Origin of the sequence: Nostoc sp. (assembly GCF_036919555.1) — a bacterium.
GTDB lineage: Bacteria > Cyanobacteriota > Cyanobacteriia > Cyanobacteriales > Nostocaceae > Nostoc.
Window position 1 is genome coordinate 14,406 of the sequence record NZ_JBALCS010000047.1, and the last position, 18,811, is coordinate 33,216.

Genomic DNA, 18,811 nt, shown 5'->3' on the forward strand with positions numbered 1-18,811 from the left:
AGGAGACTATGTGCCCCTGAGAGTTGAACTATATGTGGAGGAGTATTTTTACGAGTTGTCCCCGACAGCACCTGTAAAGATTGGGGACACTCATCCCCGAATTACTCCTGAAACTTGGGAAAAGTGGTTTAATCGCTGGTTGGAAATACTTCACCCTCAGATTCCGCCAGCGCCAAGTTATGAAATCGGGCTGCGTTTGACAGATGACTCGCAAATTCAAGAACTGAATGCCCAGTATCGTCAACAAAATAAGCCCACAGACGTTTTAGCCTTTGCTGCTTTGGAGGTAGATTTTCCTCAAAGCCAAGAAATGCTTGCTTCTGCACCATTATATTTAGGTGATATTATTGTGTCTGTAGATACAGCACAACGTCAAGCTCAACAACAAGAACATAGCTTACCAACTGAGCTAGCCTGGTTGGCTACTCACGGTTTATTACACCTATTGGGCTGGGATCATCCTGATGAAGAAAGTTTGGGGCGAATGTTAGAACAGCAAGTGAGATTGCTGAACGCAATAGGTATTGCTATTGACATGGAATAGCAGTATGTATATCTCTTAGTGCCAATTTTGAGCAATACTTTTATAATACTTTTGGGGAAAATTGCTTAAATATTGCCTCAAAGTTAATTCCGCTATTAAGATCGGCAATATTCCCACTGTAGCAACTCTGTTCTTGTGTTTTTAAGTCTATGTCCCAAAAAATTTCTCCATCACCAACGCCCACCTCGTTACAAACACTCGTGTCTAACGAACGCGAATTCTCTTGGAAAGTAGCCTCTAATTTATTTGTTAGTTTTAAATATGCCTGGGCTGGAATCAGCTATAGTTTTCAAACTCAACGTAATTTTCGCATTCACGTAAGTGTTTGCGCTTTAGCGATCGGTTTAAGCGTTTTTTTGCATTTGCAAGCGGTGGAAATAGCGGTAATTGGTGTAACTAGTGGTTTAGTTTTGGCATTAGAGTTACTAAATACAGCGATCGAGTCCCTTGTGGACTTAACCGTTAAGCAGACATACCATGATTTGGCAAAAATTGCTAAAGATTGTGCGGCTGGTGCAGTCCTTGTCTCTGCTTTGGTAGCAGTGTTAGTAGCTGGTACGCTATTACTCCCTCCTCTAGTAAAGTTAATTATATCGGCTTTATAGATGTGATTTGCGACGCCGAATAGCCCACCGCAGGCATCAACAAGTGACTCGGTAAGAGGATCACACTCTGTCCGATGCCTTTTGGAGAACACATTATCAGCAATTCCAAATTTAAGTAATGCGATCGCGCTAAGCATCCTGGCTAAAGTGTTACTTGGTAATCTTTAGGAAGTTGCTTATCGTAGAGTAGCCGCTTTATATTTACGCATCCACGTTAGTGTTATTTTTACCCTAGCGAACAAATAGCATAAGAGATTAGTCTATGCTCTTTGCAACTGATGAGTGGTAAAAACCAGGAGTGATGAGCTTTGATTATAGTTATCGACAATTACGACAGTTTTACATATAATTTAGTGCAGTATCTGGGAGAATTGGCAGCAGAATTCCCAGTGGCAGATGATATTAAAGTTTTTCGTAACGACAAGATATCCATAGATGAGATTCGGGCATTAAAGCCGGAAGCCGTGGTTATTTCTCCTGGGCCAGGTCGCCCGGAAGATGCTGGCATTTCTTTAGAATTGATTGAACAGCTAGGACAAGAGTTGCCAATCTTGGGTGTCTGTTTGGGACATCAAAGCATCGGTCAAGTATTCGGTGGTAAAATAATTCCGGCTCCAGAGTTGATGCATGGTAAAACCTCTCAGGTGTCTCACACTGGGGTGGGGGTGTTCCGGGGATTAGAAAATCCTCTAACCGCCACCAGATATCATAGTTTGGTGATCGAACGTGAGACTTGCCCAGATGTGTTAGAAATCACCGCTTGGGTTGAAGATAACACCATTATGGGAGTCCGACACCGGAACTATCCTCACATTCAGGGCGTCCAGTTTCACCCAGAGAGTGTCCTGACATCTTCAGGAAAACAGTTATTGCGAAATTTTCTGGAACAGTTACAGTCGAGAGCATAATTAATGAAACGACGACAGTTGATGGGCTATGCTGGGGCGGGGTTGGTAACAGCTTTAGTTACTAACTTGGGTTCTGAATCTCAAGCTGACGCACAATCTAGCGGTTTATCAGTTCAGTGGTTGGGTCATACTTGCTTTCTTTTTACTGGTGGCGGTGTGAAAATTCTCGTTAATCCATTTCGGGCGGTCGGTTGTACTGCTGGATATCGTGTACCAAAAGTTGCAGCAGATTTAGTACTGATTAGCAGCCAACTGCTAGATGAAGGTGCAGTGGACGTACTACCGGGAAATGCAAAACTCATCTACGAACCAGGAGTTTACGAGTTCAAAGGGATTAAGTTCCAAGGAATTGCCATAGACCACGATCGCAAAGGTGGTAGGCAGTTTGGCTCAAATACTGCTTGGAGTTGGAAGCAAGGCGGAATTAATATTTTACATTTAGGAGGAGCTGCTGCACCCATTTCCATTGAGCAAAAAATCCTGATGGGGCGTCCTGATGTGGCATTCATTCCAGTGGGAGGCAGTGCAAAAGCCTACAATGCTGAGGAAGCAAAGCAGGCTGTTCAAATATTAAATCCCAAGTTGGTGATCCCGACCCATTACCGGACACAGGCGGCTGATGCTGCTACATGCAATCTTTCGCCACTCGATGATTTTCTCACCTTGATGAAAGGTATGACCGTGCGGCGTAGCAATGGAGATAGTATTTCCATTAACTCTAAAGATTTACCGGAAAATAGCGTGATTCAGGTTTTGAGTTACAAATTTTAAGAATTGGTGTCAACTTAAGCTCAAACTCCTTTAAAACCTCGTTTCCAGCCAGAGGCTATTTGTCACAACTTAATGTTATGGTTCATTTATCAATAAGCAATCATACTTGAAATATTGCCCAAATCTGGGTAAAAAACATAATTTTTAGCTTGGCGATCGCTAGCCTTTAAACCTATCATGATGTTTTTGCGCTGAAAAGTCAGTATGGAAGTGAATTTAATACCTTATTTTCCACTACTGTTCAAGGATAATTACGAATTGACAAAAGAAATTATGTCTTAAGTTGTCACCAATGGCCAGAGGCTGGAAATGCTCCTCAAAAGCAGCTCTGCCGCAAGTCTTGAGGCGGCAGCCCCCCCATTAGGCATTCCCAGTCGGAGACTGGGAACGAGATTAACTCCTAACTCCTGTACAGATGCGATTAATCGCGTCTCTACTCCTAACTCCTCTACAGACGCGATTAATCGCGTCTCCAGCTTTTAGAACGTATACCACTCTGGGGTAAGCTTATCGGCATCGCTAATCGGATTCTGAGTAGCTGTCGTTCCATCTATAGTCCAAATGCTGTCTGCACCTGCTGTCTGATCGCGCCAGTAGATGTCGGTTTTACCATCGCCGTTGAAATCGCCAAGGGATGGTGTCAAGGCCGCATTATTAGTTGGTAAGAAAGCTTGAGTAGCAACTGTTGTACCATCCATCAACCAAGCGGTGTTCTCACCAGTTGTACTATTGTGCCAGAAAATATCGGTCTTGCCATCACCGTTGAAATCGCCAATTTTAGAAGTCCAGGCTGGGTCAAGTGTCCCCAGAGCACCCTCTGTGACTATGATCCCATTCATCGTCCAAACCTTGTTCTCACCTGTCTGAGCGTTTCTCCACAGAATGTCAGTCTTATAGTCGCCGTTGAAATCACCAAGGGTAGGAGTCCAGGCGGCATCTTGTGATTGCAGAGCTAATTCAGTCTTTTGCGTACCATCCATAAACCAAGCGGTGTTATCGCCAGTTGTCGCATTACGCCAGAAAATATCACTCTTGCCATTGCCATCGAAATCAACAATGGTAGGAGTTAGTGCTGGGTCTGTTTTATCCAAAACAGTTGCATTCAGGACTGTGGTGCCATCCATCTCCCAAATAGCGTTCTCCCCAGTTGTGGCGTTATGCCAGAAGATATCGGTTTTGCGATCGCCATTGAAATCGCCAATCTCAGGAGTCCAGGCTGGATCAACGGTGCTTAGAGCAGCCGTATTAGCAACTTTGGTTCCATCCATCAGCACAATGCTATTCTCACCGGTTTTCTTATTGCGTAATAAGAAGTCGGTTTTGCCATCAGCATTGAAGTCACCAATTTTGTAATCATAGGCGGATAGGTCGAATTTACCTAGAGAACCCTGTTCGAGAACTTTTGTTCCATCCATCAACCGAATGATAATCTCACCGGTTGTAGAATTGACCCAAACTTTGTCCGTTTTGCCATCACCATTAAAGTCAGGAGTAATCGCCGCACTAGTTAAGTAAGGATTAGGATTGGGATTTGCTGACGTTTTGACAGGCGTGGTCAACGGTTCATCTTGTAGTTTATATGAGGAACTCTTACTCCCAAGTCCAAAATCATAATTTAAATTCTCAAAAGAATTTGTCAAGATTTTTGATTTTGCAAAAGAGTCTGATGCCCATCCAGATGTATTCAAAGTTAAGGGTAAGGAATTTGTATTTACAGGCATGGGGTATTTTTATGATTGGTTGTTATATTTTTTTAACTTTTTTTGATAATCTCTTTCTGTAACTAAATAACATTTACTAGCTTTTCAACATTTCTTTATAAATATTTTTTCTTTCTTAATCTCATTATTTGAAGTTAAATATCTGTTTAGTTTAAACGATTATTATGAAATTTTCAAGTTCTATATAAGCAATTGTAAAATATTTCTTGTGCTTTATCTATGTGATAATTTAGAGATAAAAGCAGAAAAGTTGATTTCTCTTATTTGACATTTAAAATATTGAATTAAAACATACAGATTTATATAATTGTTACTCGGTTACAGAAAAATCTTTCCATTATGTAATTACATCAGGATTAGATAAAACATCTCCGAAAAAATCTAGAGATGTAAAATTTAGCATCTCTACAAGGATTTCAGGTATCGTATAATTAATTTATGGAGATGTCTAAGGGTTATGGATAATGCATATTTAATTTCACCAGATGTCTAATAATTTATGACTTGAGTTGAAACAAATATTAGATAGAATAACTTAGATTAGCAACTACGGAGAAGCATGATCTGTGCATCCTTTAGTTGTCAAAAGTGTAAAATAAGACAATACTTTCATATATACATCAGCTATGCAAGCAGAATATCGGCAGCGTCGTGAGCAGTTAATGGCAAAAATTGGTGATGGCACAGCCATTTTTCGCAGTGCGCCAATGGCAGTGATGCATAACGATGTCGAGCATGTTTATCGCCAAGATAGTGATTTCTTTTACCTGACTGGTTTTAATGAACCACAGGCAGTAGCAGTGTTAGCGCCGCATCATTCAGAACATCGGTTTGTGCTATTTGTCCAACCGAAGGATCGTGAAAAGGAAGTATGGACTGGTTATCTTTCTGGGGTAGATGCAGCCAAGGAAATTTATGGCGCTGATGAAGCATACCCGATTAGTGAGTTAGATCAAAAGTTGCCGCAGTATTTGGAAAAAGCTAGTCGGATTTACTATCACTTCGGACGCGATCGCACCTTCAATGACCAAATCCTCACACATTACCAAAGTTTGCTGCGGACTTATCCTAAGCGCGGTACAGGACCGATCGCCATTGAAGATAGTGGGACTGTCCTCAACAGCATGAGACTAATTAAAAGTGAAGCTGAGTTGGAATTGATGCGTCAAGCAGTTGCGATCGCAGTTGAAGCACACAATTACGCCCAAGAAATCGCCGCACCCGGACGTTATGAGTACGAAATACAGGCGGAGATGGAACGCATCTTTCGAGTACGAGGTGGGTTAGGCCCGGCTTATCCTTCGATTGTAGCTTCCGGCGTGAATGCTTGCGTACTCCACTACATTGAAAATAATCGTCAAATGCAGGATGGAGAATTACTGCTAATTGATGCCGGTTGTACTTACGGTTATTACAACTCCGATATTACCCGGACATTTCCTGTCGGGGGCAAATTTACACCAGAACAAAAGACACTGTATGAGATTGTTTTGGAGGCGCAAAAACAAGCGATCGCTCAAGTAAAACCAGGTAATCCTTTCAAATTAATTCATGATACAGCAGTGCGCGTCCTCACGGAAGGTTTAGTCGAACTTGGCATCCTCAAAGGCGAAATTGATAAGTTAATTGAAGAAGAAAAATACAAACCATATTATATGCACCGCACCAGTCATTGGTTAGGTTTGGATGTCCATGATGTGGGAGTTTACCAGCACGGTGAAGATAAACCGCAGATTTTACAACCAGGTCAGATTTTGACAGTAGAACCGGGACTATATATTGTACCTGATACCAAACTAGCAGAAGATCAACCAGAGACTGATCCTCGATGGATTGGTATTGGCATTCGTATTGAGGATGATCTGTTAGTTACACCTGATGGAAATGAGGTATTAACTGCGGGAGTTCCCAAAGCAGTAAATGAAGTGGAACGATAAAAAATAGGGCGCATCTCAGTTTTGCAAATATACCAGATGAGAAACAAGATTCTTGCTCCCTCTCCTTGGTAAGGAGAAGGTTGGGGTGAGGTTTTACAAGGCTTTTTACACTCATTGAGATGCTCCCAAAAATGGAGATGGTACACACGATCCCCAAACTAAAATTGCGGACAAGCCATCAGAGTTGTTGTCAAAATTCCTAAGATTTTATCTATTTCTTTAATAAAGTAATCGTTCTGATCGATAAAGATGGTATTGTCACAAAGTTTGAGAAATTTCCAACCTGTTCCTGTGGTGACTACACCATAAATTTCATTTATAATATTTCCTTGTTGCTGGTTAAACAATTGAGATGCAATCATTGTCGCAATGCATTGTCCTAAGCCAGATTTAATACTTTCATTTTTAGCTTCCACAATAGTTACGATAGGGCTAGTAATATCATATTGTTCTGGTGAACAACTGAGAATAAAATCACAGCGCCCTTCTAAGCCTTTAGAAGCATCTACATTAAACTCTGAACCAGAAAATATACTAATTTGGTATTTAAAGAAGCGTTTAACTTCAATTAAAACAGGCATAATAATTAGTTCAGAACGAGCTTTTTCTGTATTTATTGCTGTTACCAATGGTAGATGCTCAGAGAAAATCAAATTTAGATATTCACTAGGAGAAACTGTCTGTATATCCGCAAATAAATCTTGATTTTCAACAAAGATTAATTTAAAGTCTGTTTTGACTTTACTAAGATTAAAAGCGCTGTACGGCATTAGACCATCTTGGGAATAAAGTGCTGCGATCGCTATCCCACCCCACCCTACTAAGATTTGAGGGTGGGGACTCCCGCGTTCCGTTGATGATATCTCAGATCAAGAACAGCCCTCAACAAATTTAACTTCCGGTAATTTACCTGACCGAAACAGAGTAACACGCTTACCGTCAGTCTCGAAAACTATACGATAGTTCTGGTTAGATTTGTCTTTCGGGATAAATGTCAAATAGTGTCCGCCTTGGACGTATTTATGAGGTGTGACTTGAATTTGTCCTGGATAAAGAGACTTGATTTGCGCTTCTGTGTCGCCAATTTTTGCACCTTTGAGGGTAGTAATCTGCGTATTCTGCCGTACATCTACTCTAGAAATACGATCTTTTGTAACCATGAACAAAAGATTTTTGGGTTCGTTTTGTGGCTTAACGTAGTAGCAACTGTTATTCGGCGAATCGCCAATTAGCTTAATACCAGCAGCTTTTGCCGCTTGGGAAACAGTCATCCCAACTCGTACTCCGCCGATTCCATTGATAAACAGTTTTGACTGGTTTGTTAGTTTCGCCTGTGCTATGACTGTGCTGACAGTTAGAGAAGAAACTGCCAACGTTAAGGAAGCAAGAGTCAATAATTTGGCTTTAGTATTCATAATTTGTGCGAATAAAAGTAGGTAGATTTTTGTATACAGTACCATTCGCGATCGCCACTTTCCTTAATCAAAGCCAGTTCTTTTGGGTCTTGTGCAAAGGTTCTCGTGCTTGCAGCCATGTCGTGGGAATACCTTCCACACCTGTAGATATCACCACAATACCACCCGCGATCGCACAAGTAGTATCTCTATCTCCCAAGCCACTTACAGTTAACCACAGTGCTTCTTCGTAGTTATCAAGGTGCTGGCCAGCACACCAGAGTGCAAAGGGGACTGTACCTTGTGCTGAGATATGAGTACCATTTCCCAGCAGAGTAGCTGCTGATTGCACTGGTGTTGTCTCCGGCAAATCATAAGCACGGCGGATTTTTGAACTTACCTCACTTTCTGGAATATAAGGTAAGACAAGGTTAAGAAATTCTTGTTTACTGGGTATAGAAGCTTGTAATTTCGCCGCCCATGCAGCAACAACTGCTACGGCAACTGCACCAGCGATCGCTTCGCTTCTGGATGGCTGTGAGTTACTTCGGCACTAGAACGAGCTTGACTGACAACCAAATCCAGATCCTTAGCGAAGAACGCCCTTATGGGTGCAACCCGCATCGCCGCTCCATTCCCATAGGAACCCTGTCCGCCAAACAGACTACTGGCCACCTTCTGCCAAGGTTCGCCATCCCGTATCCGCGTTAGCAGCCCGTGCATTGCTGCACCATAACCCCGTTCGCGATCGTATAGTTTCGCAAAGCTTTCTGCCAGACCGTCTTGGTAAATTTCCCCATATTCTTGAAGAATTGTCATAATCGAAAGCGCCATTTGAGTGTCGTCGGTATAGTACCAAGGTGATGCTGGGATGGCACGGGCGACAATCAGACTTTTTGCCACATCTGGATGGAGAAAAAATCGCTCTCCAAAAGCATCACCCACCGATAGATCCTCAAGGGAGTGTTGAGCGCGAATTAGGCAAAGATCGTTAGTTGTTAACATAAGTTATTAATAAATCGTTTATCCAAATTAATGTATTACCAAGTGTAATTTATAAGATTTTATGACCTCCTAAGATTCTACGCAAAAAAAAAGGATGGTATGCACTATCCCCAAGTTACTGTGATATTGATAATAAGATTGACATTATACACAAGCCATCTTCATTCGTTGTCATTCAAAATTGATTCCCAAATCAATGCCTAATACCCCATTTGCATTTGTAATATCAAAGTCTGTTGTGTTAGTTTTTATCAACTATGATCTTCCTCATCCATAGCTTTAAAAAGAGTATTTCCAGTTTGTTCATCTGCGATCACTCCTTGATTATCTCCCAAATGACGACGAATTTAGTTACGCAATATATATGCTTCTGCTTCTTTAGGATTTAGCTGAATTACATAGTTAGCATCTGCGATCGCACCTTTGTAATCTTGGAGTTTTTGACGAGTATATCCACGAGAGATATAAGTGTAGGTATCTTTGGTATTCAATTTAATAATTTCGTTGTAATCAGCGATCGCTCCTTTATAGTCTTCCAGAAGATTAAGAACTTGCGCTCGCTGGTAATAGACACCACTGACATTTTTGGAGTTAAGGCGCAAAATCTCGTTATAATCTTGAATCTCGCCTTTATAATCTTTTAATCTATTACGAAAGTTGGCACGAGTCATACGAGATTCAATATCGTGAGGTTTTAAGCGCACAATTTGGTCATAATCTGCTAGTGCGCCTTTATAGTCATACAGTCCCAAACGCGCCCGCGATCGCTTTATATAAGCATTAACATCATTGGGATTTGTACGTAAAGCAGCAGTTGTAAACTCAATTTGTTGTTGTCTATTTTTTCTGCTCTGCTCAAGTATTTGCTGAGAATTTTTAGAATAGTTAGTTAATAACCTTACCCAACTAGGAGTAATAGCTTGCAGAGTACCTACCATTCCACCTAACAAAGTTACACAGTATATAACTAATAGAAAAACTCTAGTTTTCCATTTACTACGGGATTCGTACTGCTGTTGAATCAATCCCTTTACTAAGGCGTATCTTTTACTGAAAGGCAAGTTTCCATATCCGAGTTGCTTCAGATACTTGAATATGAAATGCAGAAGATTATCCTGATATATGGGTGGATTTAGTCGCAGTTCTTTTTGAAATTTCTGATTAATTTTAGCGCTGCGAAAGCTATTAGGTATTGCATAGGAATATCAAATTTTTAACTATGCTTAGTATTCCCTGACACTAAATAAAATAACTTAGTATTGCAAATACCTAAAATAAAAATGGGTATAGCCTTTTGACCATACCCATTTCAGTGATTTTAGAACAGTGGTTACAGTTGCGGTACGTACTGCTGCTTCTCAGGGAGTTCAGCGTATTCAGCTACAATCTGGCGGAATTCTTCGCCGTCAATGGTTTCTTTTTCGATCAGCAAATCGACTAAGCGATCGGTGACAGTGCGATGATCGCGGATCAGCTTCTTAGCATTGTCGTAGCACTCTTCAACAATTTCCCTGACTTGGCCATCAATGCGCGAGGCAATGGATTCGGAATACTCAGATCGGGTTGTCCAGTCACGACCCAAAAATACTTCTCCCTGTTGGCTTTCTAAGGAAAGTGGGCCTAAGTTTGACATCCCAAACCGCGTCACCATCTGCCGTGCCATTCCCGACAACTGTTGTAAGTCTCCACCTGCACCAGTTGTAACTTCCGCAGCCCCAAAAATTACCTCTTCAGCAGCGCGACCGCCTAAAGCACCAGTAATTCTGGCTTTGAGTTGAGAACGGGAAATTAACCCCTGTTCTTCGTTGGGAGTAAACCAAGTCAAACCCTGTGCTTGTCCTCGTGGAATGAGGGTAACTTTCTGCACTGGGTCATGGTCTTTCAACAAAGTCCCAACTAAGGCGTGTCCAATTTCGTGGTAGGCAATTAAGCGCTTGCTCTTGCTATCCACCAAAGGAGTACCTTCCATCCCTGCAACTACCCGATCCACCGCATCATCAATTTCGCGGAGGGTGATCGCTTCTTTGCGTCTTCTAGCAGTGAGAATTGCCGCTTCGTTGAGTAAATTGGCTAAATCAGCACCAGTGAATCCAGGAGTGCGCCGAGCGATCGCATCCAAAGATACGCTAGTGTCTAGTTTCTTGTTCCGTGCGTGGACTTGCAAGATTTCCAAACGCCCTTTGATATCGGGTGGATCGACTGTTACTTGGCGGTCAAAGCGACCCGGACGCAATAAGGCTGAGTCTAGTACGTCGGGACGGTTGGTGGCAGCAATAATAATGATGCCTGTGTTACCTTCAAACCCGTCCATTTCGGTGAGGAGTTGGTTGAGGGTTTGCTCTCTCTCATCGTTACCGCCACCGATACCAGCACCCCGTTGCCGTCCTACGGCGTCGATTTCATCGATGAAGATGATACAGGGGGCGTTATCTTTAGCTTTCTTGAACAAATCGCGGACGCGGGATGCACCCACACCAACGAACATTTCCACAAATTCCGAACCGGAAATACTGAAGAAAGGTACACCTGCCTCGCCAGCGATCGCTTTTGCTAGTAAAGTTTTACCAGTTCCAGGAGGTCCAACTAACAGAACTCCCTTGGGAATGCGTGCGCCTACTGCGGTAAATCTTTCTGGCTGTTTGAGGAAGGTGACGACTTCTTGCAATTCTTCCTTAGCTTCTTCGATCCCGGCTACGTCGTCAAATTTCACCCCAGTTTTCGCCTCCATTTGGAAACGCGCTTTGGATTTGCCGAAGTTCATCGCTTGACCTGGGCCGCCGGGGAGGTTACTAGAACGCCGGAACAAAAAGAACAGCCCAGTAATCAATAAAACTGGAAATATGAGATTACCCAACAATCCCCAAATTGCGCCATCATTCCGCATGGGGTGAGCATCAAAACTGATGTCTTTTTCTTTGAGCTTGCTGATTAACTCAGGAGCGTTAATAGGCAAATCCACCCGCCACCTTTGGACGCGGTTTTCGATGTCTGGATCGCGGGCTTCTATAATTGCTGTCCTACCGCCCTCGTACAGATCCACACTGCTAACGCGATCGCCGTCCAAGTATTCTAGAAAGCGGCCATAAGTCATGCGGGTATTGGCTGTATTCTTACTCATGTCAGCAGGAGCGCCTGCAAAGGCTCCTTGCCAGAAGAAAAAGCCAATTACCAAAGCAGGCAATGTCCAGAGTACTAGGACTTTCCAGGAGAATTTCATGTTAATTTGCCTCTAAGTGCCTATACAACTCATCTGCCTTAGCAACCGAATGTTGATCACTCTGTCACTTTCAGCTGTTAAACGGATGTTTATAAATCCATTTTTCCATTTTGTTTAATTTGATCTCTTATATGCATTCCCATAGAGCGATCGGCGCATTATGGCGATGGCAACAAGAATCTTAATCAAAGTTAACTTAATTTTAATACAATATCGCACGAGAAAAGGGAGAGCAATGGAATGCAAAGACACGGAGAATTTCTCCAGAATGCTCCTCGTATCGTTCAAGCCCCTGTCAATCATCATTCTGGGGGAGTGGAGAAGTGAGGGAGACAAGGTAGATGAGGAAGACAAGGGAATTTTGAGTGCTCAGTTGGGAATCTCACTTGTTTACTGGTAACTCAGAACTGTTTTACCCAATGCCCCATGCCCAATGCCCCATTCCCAATACCCTAGTTAACTTCTGTAATTTGTAGAGTGTAAGGAAGATATTTGCCTTTTTCGTAGGAACCAACCCAAATTTGGTAAGTTCCAGCCAGCCATTCACCAACCATACCGGCATTTTTGCCATTAAAATCGTCATTGCACCAAGTACCACCGGGTCCCTTGATAATCATGGTGGTGTCTTCAGGACTTTGCACTTGCAACTTCAGGTAGTCAAATTTACTTGTTAGCGCTAATGTGTGGTCTGGTGTTTCATCAACAAATCCGGTACAAGGACCAGTGGCTGTTTCGCTCCTGGCGGCTACTTGACTGCCAGATATTGAACCACCACTCATCCCGCGAACTGTTAGGGGGTCTGGCGAAAACTGGGGGTCAATGGTGACATCTCCAAATATCGTTGGCGCTTCCTGAGCATCAGTCACAGCATTAACTGTTGATGTGATGAAGACCGTAACTATCATGAACGATAATCTCATCCCTCTATTGAGCGCTTTTGTCGGCATTGTAATTACGTTCGCTTCTAAGTGTTTTTGAAGACATTAATTTTACACACCAAGTTCCCAACGTGAGGATAATTGACTACTAAGCAATTCAAAATTCACGCATTCAAAATTCAAAATTAAGAAATTCAATCACAGTAGGGTTTTTGTCCACTAGTTGTACGCAATTTAAATGCTCGTCAGCTTATTTTAGATTTGAAATTGGGGAGAATTCATTAGTAATTAGTCAATGGTTTCTTGTTCCTATAGTTGCTCTACCTTATGGATAGGGGCGCACGTTTGCGCGCCCCTAAAATCTAAAATATTTCTAAAATCTGGAAGTAATCACTAATTACCTTCCGTTAATGCCCGACTTAAGCGCGACTTATCTAAACCAATCTGATTTAGTAGTAACCAAGATTGAATTAGGTCGGGGCCATGAACATCTCCAGTTAAGGCTGCTCTGAGCGATCGCATGACTAAGCCTTTTTTGACTTTTTGCTCTTTCACCACTTGTTTAATAATATCTTGGGCGACGGCTTCCGACAGTTGCGGCTGGTTTTCCAAAGCTGTGACAATCCCCTCAAGGACAGCAGGAGAACCTTCTTGCTTCAGTTGTGTACTAGCTTCTTCGGTAAATTCAACTGTATCGCTAAAAAACAGTTGGCTTTGAGCTACTGCATCTACTAAACGAGTCAAACTCTGGCTAATTAAAGTTACTAGCTGTTCTAACCAGAGGCGTTCTCTTCCACCATCAAATTTATACCCAGCTGCTTGCCAATAGGGTATGAGTAAATCTGTAAGTTTATCTACTGGCGTATGGTGGATATACTGACTGTTCAACCAGTCCAGCTTGTCCCAGTCAAACTTTGCACCTGCTTTATTGACGCGCTCAAAGCCAAATTCTTTCGCTGCTGTATCCAAGGTAAATATCTCTTGCGTCGAGTCTGGTGGCGACCAACCCAGCAATGTCATGTAATTCACCAAGCCTTCAGCAGTAAAGCCCATTTGATGAAACTCAGAAATGGAAGTGACGCCATCTCGCTTAGAAAGCTTGCGCCCTTCAGTGTTCAAAATTAGCGGCGTGTGGGAAAACTCTGGAATTTTTGCCCCCAAAGCTTCATACAGTAAAATTTGCTTGGCGGTGTTGGCGATGTGGTCTTCTCCCCGGATGACATGGGTGATTTGCATATCAATGTCATCCACTACAACTACAAAGTTGTATAAAGGTTGACCACTACCCTCTTCTGAGGCGCGGGCGATGACCATATCACCACCTAAATCGCTACCTCGCCAAGACACCTTCCCTCTTACTAGGTCATTCCAGACAATTTCCCGCCCATCTTCGATTTTGAAGCGAATCACAGAGGAACGACCTTCTGCTTCAAATGCGGCGCGTTGTTCTGGCGTGAGGTTACGATGACGGTTGTCATAGCGAGGAGCTTCGCCTCTAGCTTTTTGGGCAACTCTTAGAGCCTCTAGTTCTTCGGAAGTGGTGTAACAGCGATAGGCTAATCCTTGATTTAGCAGTTTTTCTACTGCTTCTTTATAAAGATCCAGGCGTTGGGATTGGAAAAATGGCCCTTCATCCCAGTTAAGTCCTAGCCAGCGCAGTCCTTCAAGAATATTGTCGGTGTATTCGGGACGCGATCGCTCTAAATCTGTGTCTTCAATTCGCAGTATAAATTTACCGCCGTGGTGGCGGGCAAATAACCAGTTAAATACAGCCGTTCTAGCTGTACCAATATGTAAATTTCCGGTTGGACTCGGCGCAATTCGGACTCTAACAGTCACAGTTAATTCTCTCTTTCGCAAAGCATGATAAATGTAGCTTATATTCAAATCCTAAATTCTGAGTCAAGAGACCTCTTGCATAAATCAAAAATAAAGAACCCCACCCCGCATTTGAGTAAAGCAAACGCTCCACTCCCGAAGAGCGGGGAGGGTTTGGGGGTGGGGTGTTAGAGACTTTTGCAAGAGGTCTAAGGAAATGCAGACTGACAAGCTGCCAAAGAACCAATGCCCAATTCCGATATTATTTAAGACTCAGCTAGAAATTGGAAAGGCAGTTTCCGCAGTTAGCGTAGCAGTAGCGAGTGTCTCTGAATTTGTAGGACTGACTACTCATAAATTTAGAACGGGACTGACGGGGCTCGAACCCGCAACTTCCGCCGTGACAGGGCGGTGCTCTAACCAATTGAACTACAGTCCCTTGTTTGGCAACTTTGCTATTATCACTATTTTTTTTATCTTTGTCAAGTGTTTTGGAGTTGGGAATTAGAAATTATTTTTGTCCCGTCTACTCTAAGCTGAAGGTGCGAATTTTTCGTTAAATAGACTCTGATAATACAACTAGTGGCTTTGATTCCAGATGCTGCAATATCCGGGATTGCATTTGTTTATACTGCTGCTTTAATAGCTGTTTGCTCAACTGGAGTTGAGAAGCGGGTGGTAGACTCTGACTCTGTTGCACCCAAGTTTTCAACATTTGCCGTTGAGTTTGATCAATGTGACTGGTGAGAACGTTGGTGCAGGAATGTGGTGCTTCTAGGGTAAAAAAAATCAAAGGGTAGCGCTCATTTTCAGCTAGGGAACTTACCAGCCGAAGATTTTGGGGATTTTGCATATCCAAATAGCACGGTAGCCATTTAGGAGCCACTTGCCGGTTGTAGAGTACAGTCACCCACAACAGCATTGGGTGAGGGGATATCATGAAGATAAATTGGTTGTAACGAGTAGAAAGGGCATAGTTTTTGATTTCTTCTTTAGGCAACATCAACCATAGCGCTGTCATAGATCCTTCTGCGGTGTCTAGAAGCTGGGGAAAAACAATTTCTTGAATTGGTTTATTTGGAGGCCACAAAAGTTGCTGACAGCTTTGTTCTACTGTGATTGTTAATCCAGAATATAAGGGACTACTAAGGATGGAACTAGAGCCTAAAATTGTCGGTAAACTGGGAAAACTAGACTGTTCTAAACTGTTTAAAACTTCCAGAATTTGAGCGATATTTTGTGGGCGATCGCTTGCTTTTTTAGCAAGACAAGCCATGATTAGGTTATTTAGCTTCTGAGGTACTTGAAGAGTAGGGCTAACATCTGCGATCGCTTTTGGTTGTTCAAAGTGATGTGCCTTATACCAAGCACCAAAGTAATCAGTTTCTGGTTGCCAAGGTTTTTTGCCTGTGAGCATCTCAAACATCATCACACCCAGGCTATAAATATCAGAGCGACTATCTAATTTTTCCCCATCTAGCTGTTCTGGAGAACAGTAGGGTAAAGTGCCATTAAATCCCCTGCTTGTACTAGCTGTTGATGTGTAATTCAAAAATCTAGCAATACCAAAATCAAGAATTTTAACTAACTGACCTAATATCGGATCGGGAATAACTAATATATTGGCAGGCTTGATATCTCTATGAACTAACGGACAAATTTTGCCATCAATGTTAATGCCTTGATGAGCGCACTGTAAGCCCAAACAAATTTGGCGGGAGAGAGTCAAAAACATAGGCAAGGACAACGGAATTAAATCCTTTAAACTCTTGCCGCTTAGATATTCCATAACGTAGTATGGTTTTCCTTTCTCATTCACACCATAATCATACGCCCGCACTATATGTATGCTTTTTTGGCTCAAAGCTGCACTCATTAAAGCTTCACGAGCAAAGTCTTGTTGCATCTTAGTATCGACAACAGTCTGAGTCAAAAACTTGATAGCAACTGGTATACCTCCTAACAAAATATCATTTGCTAAAAAAACTTCACCCATACCACCACTACCAATTAATTGGTTGAGTTGATAACGATTGGCAAGCAAGCCCGTAGTACTTGGAGATGTAAATGGGCTTTGATTCACTTTGATCACCTTTACTGCTGAGTCGATTTAAAGTTAGTAATACACACATAAAAATATTATTAGGTAATGGTAGCAAGGTTTTGATTTTGAGCGCGGACTTTCAATGACGTGATAAAAGTTTAAAAAAAATCTCAAAAAATTTAGCCATCCAATTTTTCAAACCTTCTTTCTCAGCTTTTTTATCTGTGGCTAAGTTTAGTAAGATATCTAATTTTAGTTTTTCATACTCTGTTTTTAGAAGATTTTTGGCTTGATTAGGCAAAGTTATTTCATTTGACAGTTGACTTATATCTAAGCAATCTATAAGTTGCTGGCGCTGGTTAGCCGTGAGGTTTAAAGTCGTTACATGAGAGCAACGATTTGGATCTTCTAGGGCAAAAAGTAGTAGATGATAGTAGCCTACTTCTGCTAAACTACGTACTATTTTCTGCCCTTTATTATCTTTCAAATCCAAAAAATAAGGTAGCCACTTAGTCAGAGAAGGCTGGGCATTGTGTAGGACTGTAACCCATAATAGCATCGGGTATACATTCATTTGACTAATAAATTCAGTCCCATGTATTTTATCCAAAAAGTTTGTAATCTCTTGTTCGGGCAACATTGCCCAAAAAGTTGGTATAAGTCTTTGGGAAGTATGTAGTAAATGGGGAAATCCAATTGGCGCAATTGGTTTATTTTTAGGCCAACTTTTCTGTAAGCACTCTTGTTCTGATAATAATGTTGCAGGTACTAATTGGATGGGACATGAAAGATTAATAATATCACTGCTATTATTAGGACTAACTTCATTAAGCTGAATATTAACCTTTTCTAAATATTCTAATATTTGGTTGATATTTTGAGGGCGATCGCTTACTTCTTTAGCTAAACAACTCATCAACATTTTCTCTAATATCTGTGGGATTTTGACTTGCGGATTCACTTGCTCAACTGTAGGTGGCATTTGAAAGCGATGAGCTTGATACCAAGTACCAAAAGAGTTGCTTTTTGTCTGAAATGGATGCTTTCCTGTCAACATCTCAAACATTAGTACTCCCAAACTGTAAATATCAGAGCGGACATCTAGCAATTTCCGCCCTTCCATATGTTCTGGAGAACAGTAAGGCAAACTGCCAATAAAAGAATCTGTCAGGGTCATCCCACTGCGCTCTGTTAGAAATTTAGCAATACCAAAATCTAGGATTTTAACAATTTCTCCTTGTTTACTATCTTCACTAATGAATATATTTTCTGGTTTAATATCTCTGTGAACAATTGGATAAATTTCTCCTTTGAGGCTAATACCTTGGTGGGCACATTGTAAGCCTAAACAAATTTGATTACAAATCTCCAAAAACTTCGATAATGTTAAAGGCTGAATTTTGATAATTTGTTTGAGATTTTTTCCTTGGAGGTATTCCATGACATAAAATGGAGTTTTATCATCAGTAACTCCGTAACTTAAAATGCGAACAATATGTTTACTTTTGCGACCCAATTGAGCGCCAATAAAAATTTCTCTGGCAAAGCGTTGGGACATTTGCTGATTTACCAAACTGAGTGATAACATTTTAATTGCGATCGCCATACCACCTTTAGCAGTATCTTCTGCTAAATAAACTCTACCCATCCCTCCTTTACCAATCAAATCTTTGATTAAATAGCGATTATTTAAAAATTGTCCAATGTAATGGTCTACCTCTGCTTTTTGCCCTACCATATTATCAATTTTAGTTTGTGACATTAGAATGATTTATAAAAAATATTGTTGGTAAAATGCTTTAATAAGTCTAGCTAATTATTAAATGTAAATCTCAAAAATATCCTAAATTTTAGAAAATTAATTATATACTGTAATCATAGTTAATCTCTCTGCAAAATTTCCTAAACATTCTATAACATATTTATTAATGAATAAGGTTGAGAAATTACACGTAAACTACAAAAAGAC

17 protein-coding genes and 1 tRNA gene are annotated in these 18,811 nt (G+C 41.5%); 6 read left to right on the forward strand and 12 right to left on the reverse strand.

The window, feature by feature from the left end; genetic code table 11:
- Positions 1-16 precede the first annotated feature (16 nt).
- From ybeY to V7K36_RS13775, 5 genes are all read left to right on the forward strand, one after another.
- The gene (gene ybeY / locus V7K36_RS13755; protein ID WP_334834098.1) at positions 17-544 is read left to right on the forward strand and encodes an rRNA maturation RNase YbeY; all 528 of its coding nucleotides are present in this window, start codon (positions 17-19) and stop codon (positions 542-544) included.
- 149 nt (positions 545-693) lie between these two features.
- Positions 694-1,149 (forward strand): diacylglycerol kinase family protein, encoded by a 456-nt coding sequence (locus tag V7K36_RS13760; RefSeq protein ID WP_334834051.1) that lies wholly within the window; start codon positions 694-696, stop codon positions 1,147-1,149.
- A 308-nt stretch (positions 1,150-1,457) separates the two neighbouring features.
- Positions 1,458-2,057 carry an anthranilate synthase component II gene (locus V7K36_RS13765; protein ID WP_196512248.1) on the forward strand — a complete coding sequence of 200 codons (600 nt, stop codon included), beginning with the start codon at positions 1,458-1,460 and terminating at the stop codon, positions 2,055-2,057.
- Between the two features lie 3 nt (positions 2,058-2,060).
- On the forward strand, positions 2,061-2,828 hold the full coding sequence (locus V7K36_RS13770) for an MBL fold metallo-hydrolase (RefSeq protein WP_335116506.1): 768 nt from the start codon (positions 2,061-2,063) through the stop codon (positions 2,826-2,828).
- A gap of 309 nt (positions 2,829-3,137) precedes the next feature.
- On the forward strand, positions 3,138-3,311 hold the full coding sequence (locus tag V7K36_RS13775) for a hypothetical protein (protein ID WP_335116508.1): 174 nt from the start codon (positions 3,138-3,140) through the stop codon (positions 3,309-3,311).
- Here V7K36_RS13775 and V7K36_RS13780 read toward each other — a convergent pair.
- Positions 3,308-4,549: an FG-GAP repeat domain-containing protein gene (locus V7K36_RS13780; protein WP_335116510.1), complete on the reverse strand. Its 1,242-nt coding sequence runs from the start codon at positions 4,547-4,549 to the stop codon at positions 3,308-3,310. The genes V7K36_RS13775 and V7K36_RS13780 overlap by 4 nt on opposite strands.
- Positions 4,550-5,175: 626 nt before the next feature.
- Between V7K36_RS13780 and V7K36_RS13785 the strand changes: the two genes are divergently transcribed.
- Positions 5,176-6,486, forward strand: coding sequence for an aminopeptidase P N-terminal domain-containing protein (locus tag V7K36_RS13785; RefSeq protein ID WP_335116512.1), 1,311 nt, complete (start codon positions 5,176-5,178; stop codon positions 6,484-6,486).
- Between the two features lie 158 nt (positions 6,487-6,644).
- On the opposite strand, the gene V7K36_RS13790 is transcribed toward V7K36_RS13785, so the two are convergent.
- The 11 genes from V7K36_RS13790 to V7K36_RS13840 form a co-directional block, all read right to left on the reverse strand.
- On the reverse strand, positions 6,645-7,256 hold the full coding sequence (locus V7K36_RS13790) for a hypothetical protein (RefSeq protein WP_335116514.1): 612 nt from the start codon (positions 7,254-7,256) through the stop codon (positions 6,645-6,647).
- A 99-nt stretch (positions 7,257-7,355) separates the two neighbouring features.
- Entirely contained in the window at positions 7,356-7,901 is a 546-nt protein-coding gene (locus V7K36_RS13795) for a hypothetical protein (RefSeq protein ID WP_335116516.1), read from the reverse strand.
- 67 nt (positions 7,902-7,968) lie between these two features.
- Positions 7,969-8,397: an ADP-ribosylglycohydrolase family protein gene (locus V7K36_RS13800; protein ID WP_335116732.1), complete on the reverse strand. Its 429-nt coding sequence runs from the start codon at positions 8,395-8,397 to the stop codon at positions 7,969-7,971.
- A complete protein-coding gene (locus V7K36_RS13805; RefSeq protein WP_335116518.1) occupies positions 8,376-8,885 on the reverse strand; it encodes an ADP-ribosylglycohydrolase family protein in 510 nt (169 codons plus the stop codon). Before V7K36_RS13805 ends, V7K36_RS13800 begins: the two co-directional genes overlap by 22 nt.
- A gap of 347 nt (positions 8,886-9,232) precedes the next feature.
- Positions 9,233-9,946 carry a tetratricopeptide repeat protein gene (locus V7K36_RS13810; protein WP_335116520.1) on the reverse strand — a complete coding sequence of 238 codons (714 nt, stop codon included), beginning with the start codon at positions 9,944-9,946 and terminating at the stop codon, positions 9,233-9,235.
- A gap of 269 nt (positions 9,947-10,215) precedes the next feature.
- Positions 10,216-12,102: an ATP-dependent zinc metalloprotease FtsH2 gene (gene ftsH2, locus V7K36_RS13815; protein ID WP_335116522.1), complete on the reverse strand. Its 1,887-nt coding sequence runs from the start codon at positions 12,100-12,102 to the stop codon at positions 10,216-10,218.
- Positions 12,103-12,554: 452 nt separating this feature from the next.
- Positions 12,555-13,049, reverse strand: coding sequence for a hypothetical protein (locus tag V7K36_RS13820; protein ID WP_335116525.1), 495 nt, complete (start codon positions 13,047-13,049; stop codon positions 12,555-12,557).
- Between the two features lie 324 nt (positions 13,050-13,373).
- Entirely contained in the window at positions 13,374-14,819 is a 1,446-nt protein-coding gene (gene gltX / locus V7K36_RS13825; protein ID WP_335116527.1) for a glutamate--tRNA ligase, read from the reverse strand.
- Between the two features lie 344 nt (positions 14,820-15,163).
- Positions 15,164-15,237: transfer RNA gene (locus V7K36_RS13830), tRNA-Asp, on the reverse strand.
- 117 nt (positions 15,238-15,354) lie between these two features.
- Positions 15,355-16,881, reverse strand: coding sequence for a serine/threonine protein kinase (locus tag V7K36_RS13835; protein WP_335116529.1), 1,527 nt, complete (start codon positions 16,879-16,881; stop codon positions 15,355-15,357).
- A 100-nt stretch (positions 16,882-16,981) separates the two neighbouring features.
- Entirely contained in the window at positions 16,982-18,604 is a 1,623-nt protein-coding gene (locus tag V7K36_RS13840) for a serine/threonine protein kinase (RefSeq protein ID WP_335116531.1), read from the reverse strand.
- Positions 18,605-18,811: the final 207 nt, after the last annotated feature.

What these genes read in the sequence shown, in the direction of transcription:
- V7K36_RS13820 (WP_335116525.1), bottom strand. Translation starts at nt 13,049, where the DNA reads ATGCCGACAAAAGCGCTCAATAGAGGGATGAGATTATCGTTCATGATA.
- V7K36_RS13785 (WP_335116512.1), top strand. Translation starts at nt 5,176, where the DNA reads ATGCAAGCAGAATATCGGCAGCGTCGTGAGCAGTTAATGGCAAAAATT.
- V7K36_RS13790 (WP_335116514.1), bottom strand. Translation starts at nt 7,256, where the DNA reads ATGCCGTACAGCGCTTTTAATCTTAGTAAAGTCAAAACAGACTTTAAA.
- V7K36_RS13780 (WP_335116510.1), bottom strand. Translation starts at nt 4,549, where the DNA reads ATGCCTGTAAATACAAATTCCTTACCCTTAACTTTGAATACATCTGGA.
- V7K36_RS13770 (WP_335116506.1), top strand. Translation starts at nt 2,061, where the DNA reads ATGAAACGACGACAGTTGATGGGCTATGCTGGGGCGGGGTTGGTAACA.
- V7K36_RS13760 (WP_334834051.1), top strand. Translation starts at nt 694, where the DNA reads ATGTCCCAAAAAATTTCTCCATCACCAACGCCCACCTCGTTACAAACA.
- V7K36_RS13840 (WP_335116531.1), bottom strand. Translation starts at nt 18,604, where the DNA reads ATGTCACAAACTAAAATTGATAATATGGTAGGGCAAAAAGCAGAGGTA.
- ftsH2 (WP_335116522.1), bottom strand. Translation starts at nt 12,102, where the DNA reads ATGAAATTCTCCTGGAAAGTCCTAGTACTCTGGACATTGCCTGCTTTG.
- V7K36_RS13795 (WP_335116516.1), bottom strand. Translation starts at nt 7,901, where the DNA reads ATGAATACTAAAGCCAAATTATTGACTCTTGCTTCCTTAACGTTGGCA.
- V7K36_RS13775 (WP_335116508.1), top strand. Translation starts at nt 3,138, where the DNA reads ATGCTCCTCAAAAGCAGCTCTGCCGCAAGTCTTGAGGCGGCAGCCCCC.
- V7K36_RS13805 (WP_335116518.1), bottom strand. Translation starts at nt 8,885, where the DNA reads ATGTTAACAACTAACGATCTTTGCCTAATTCGCGCTCAACACTCCCTT.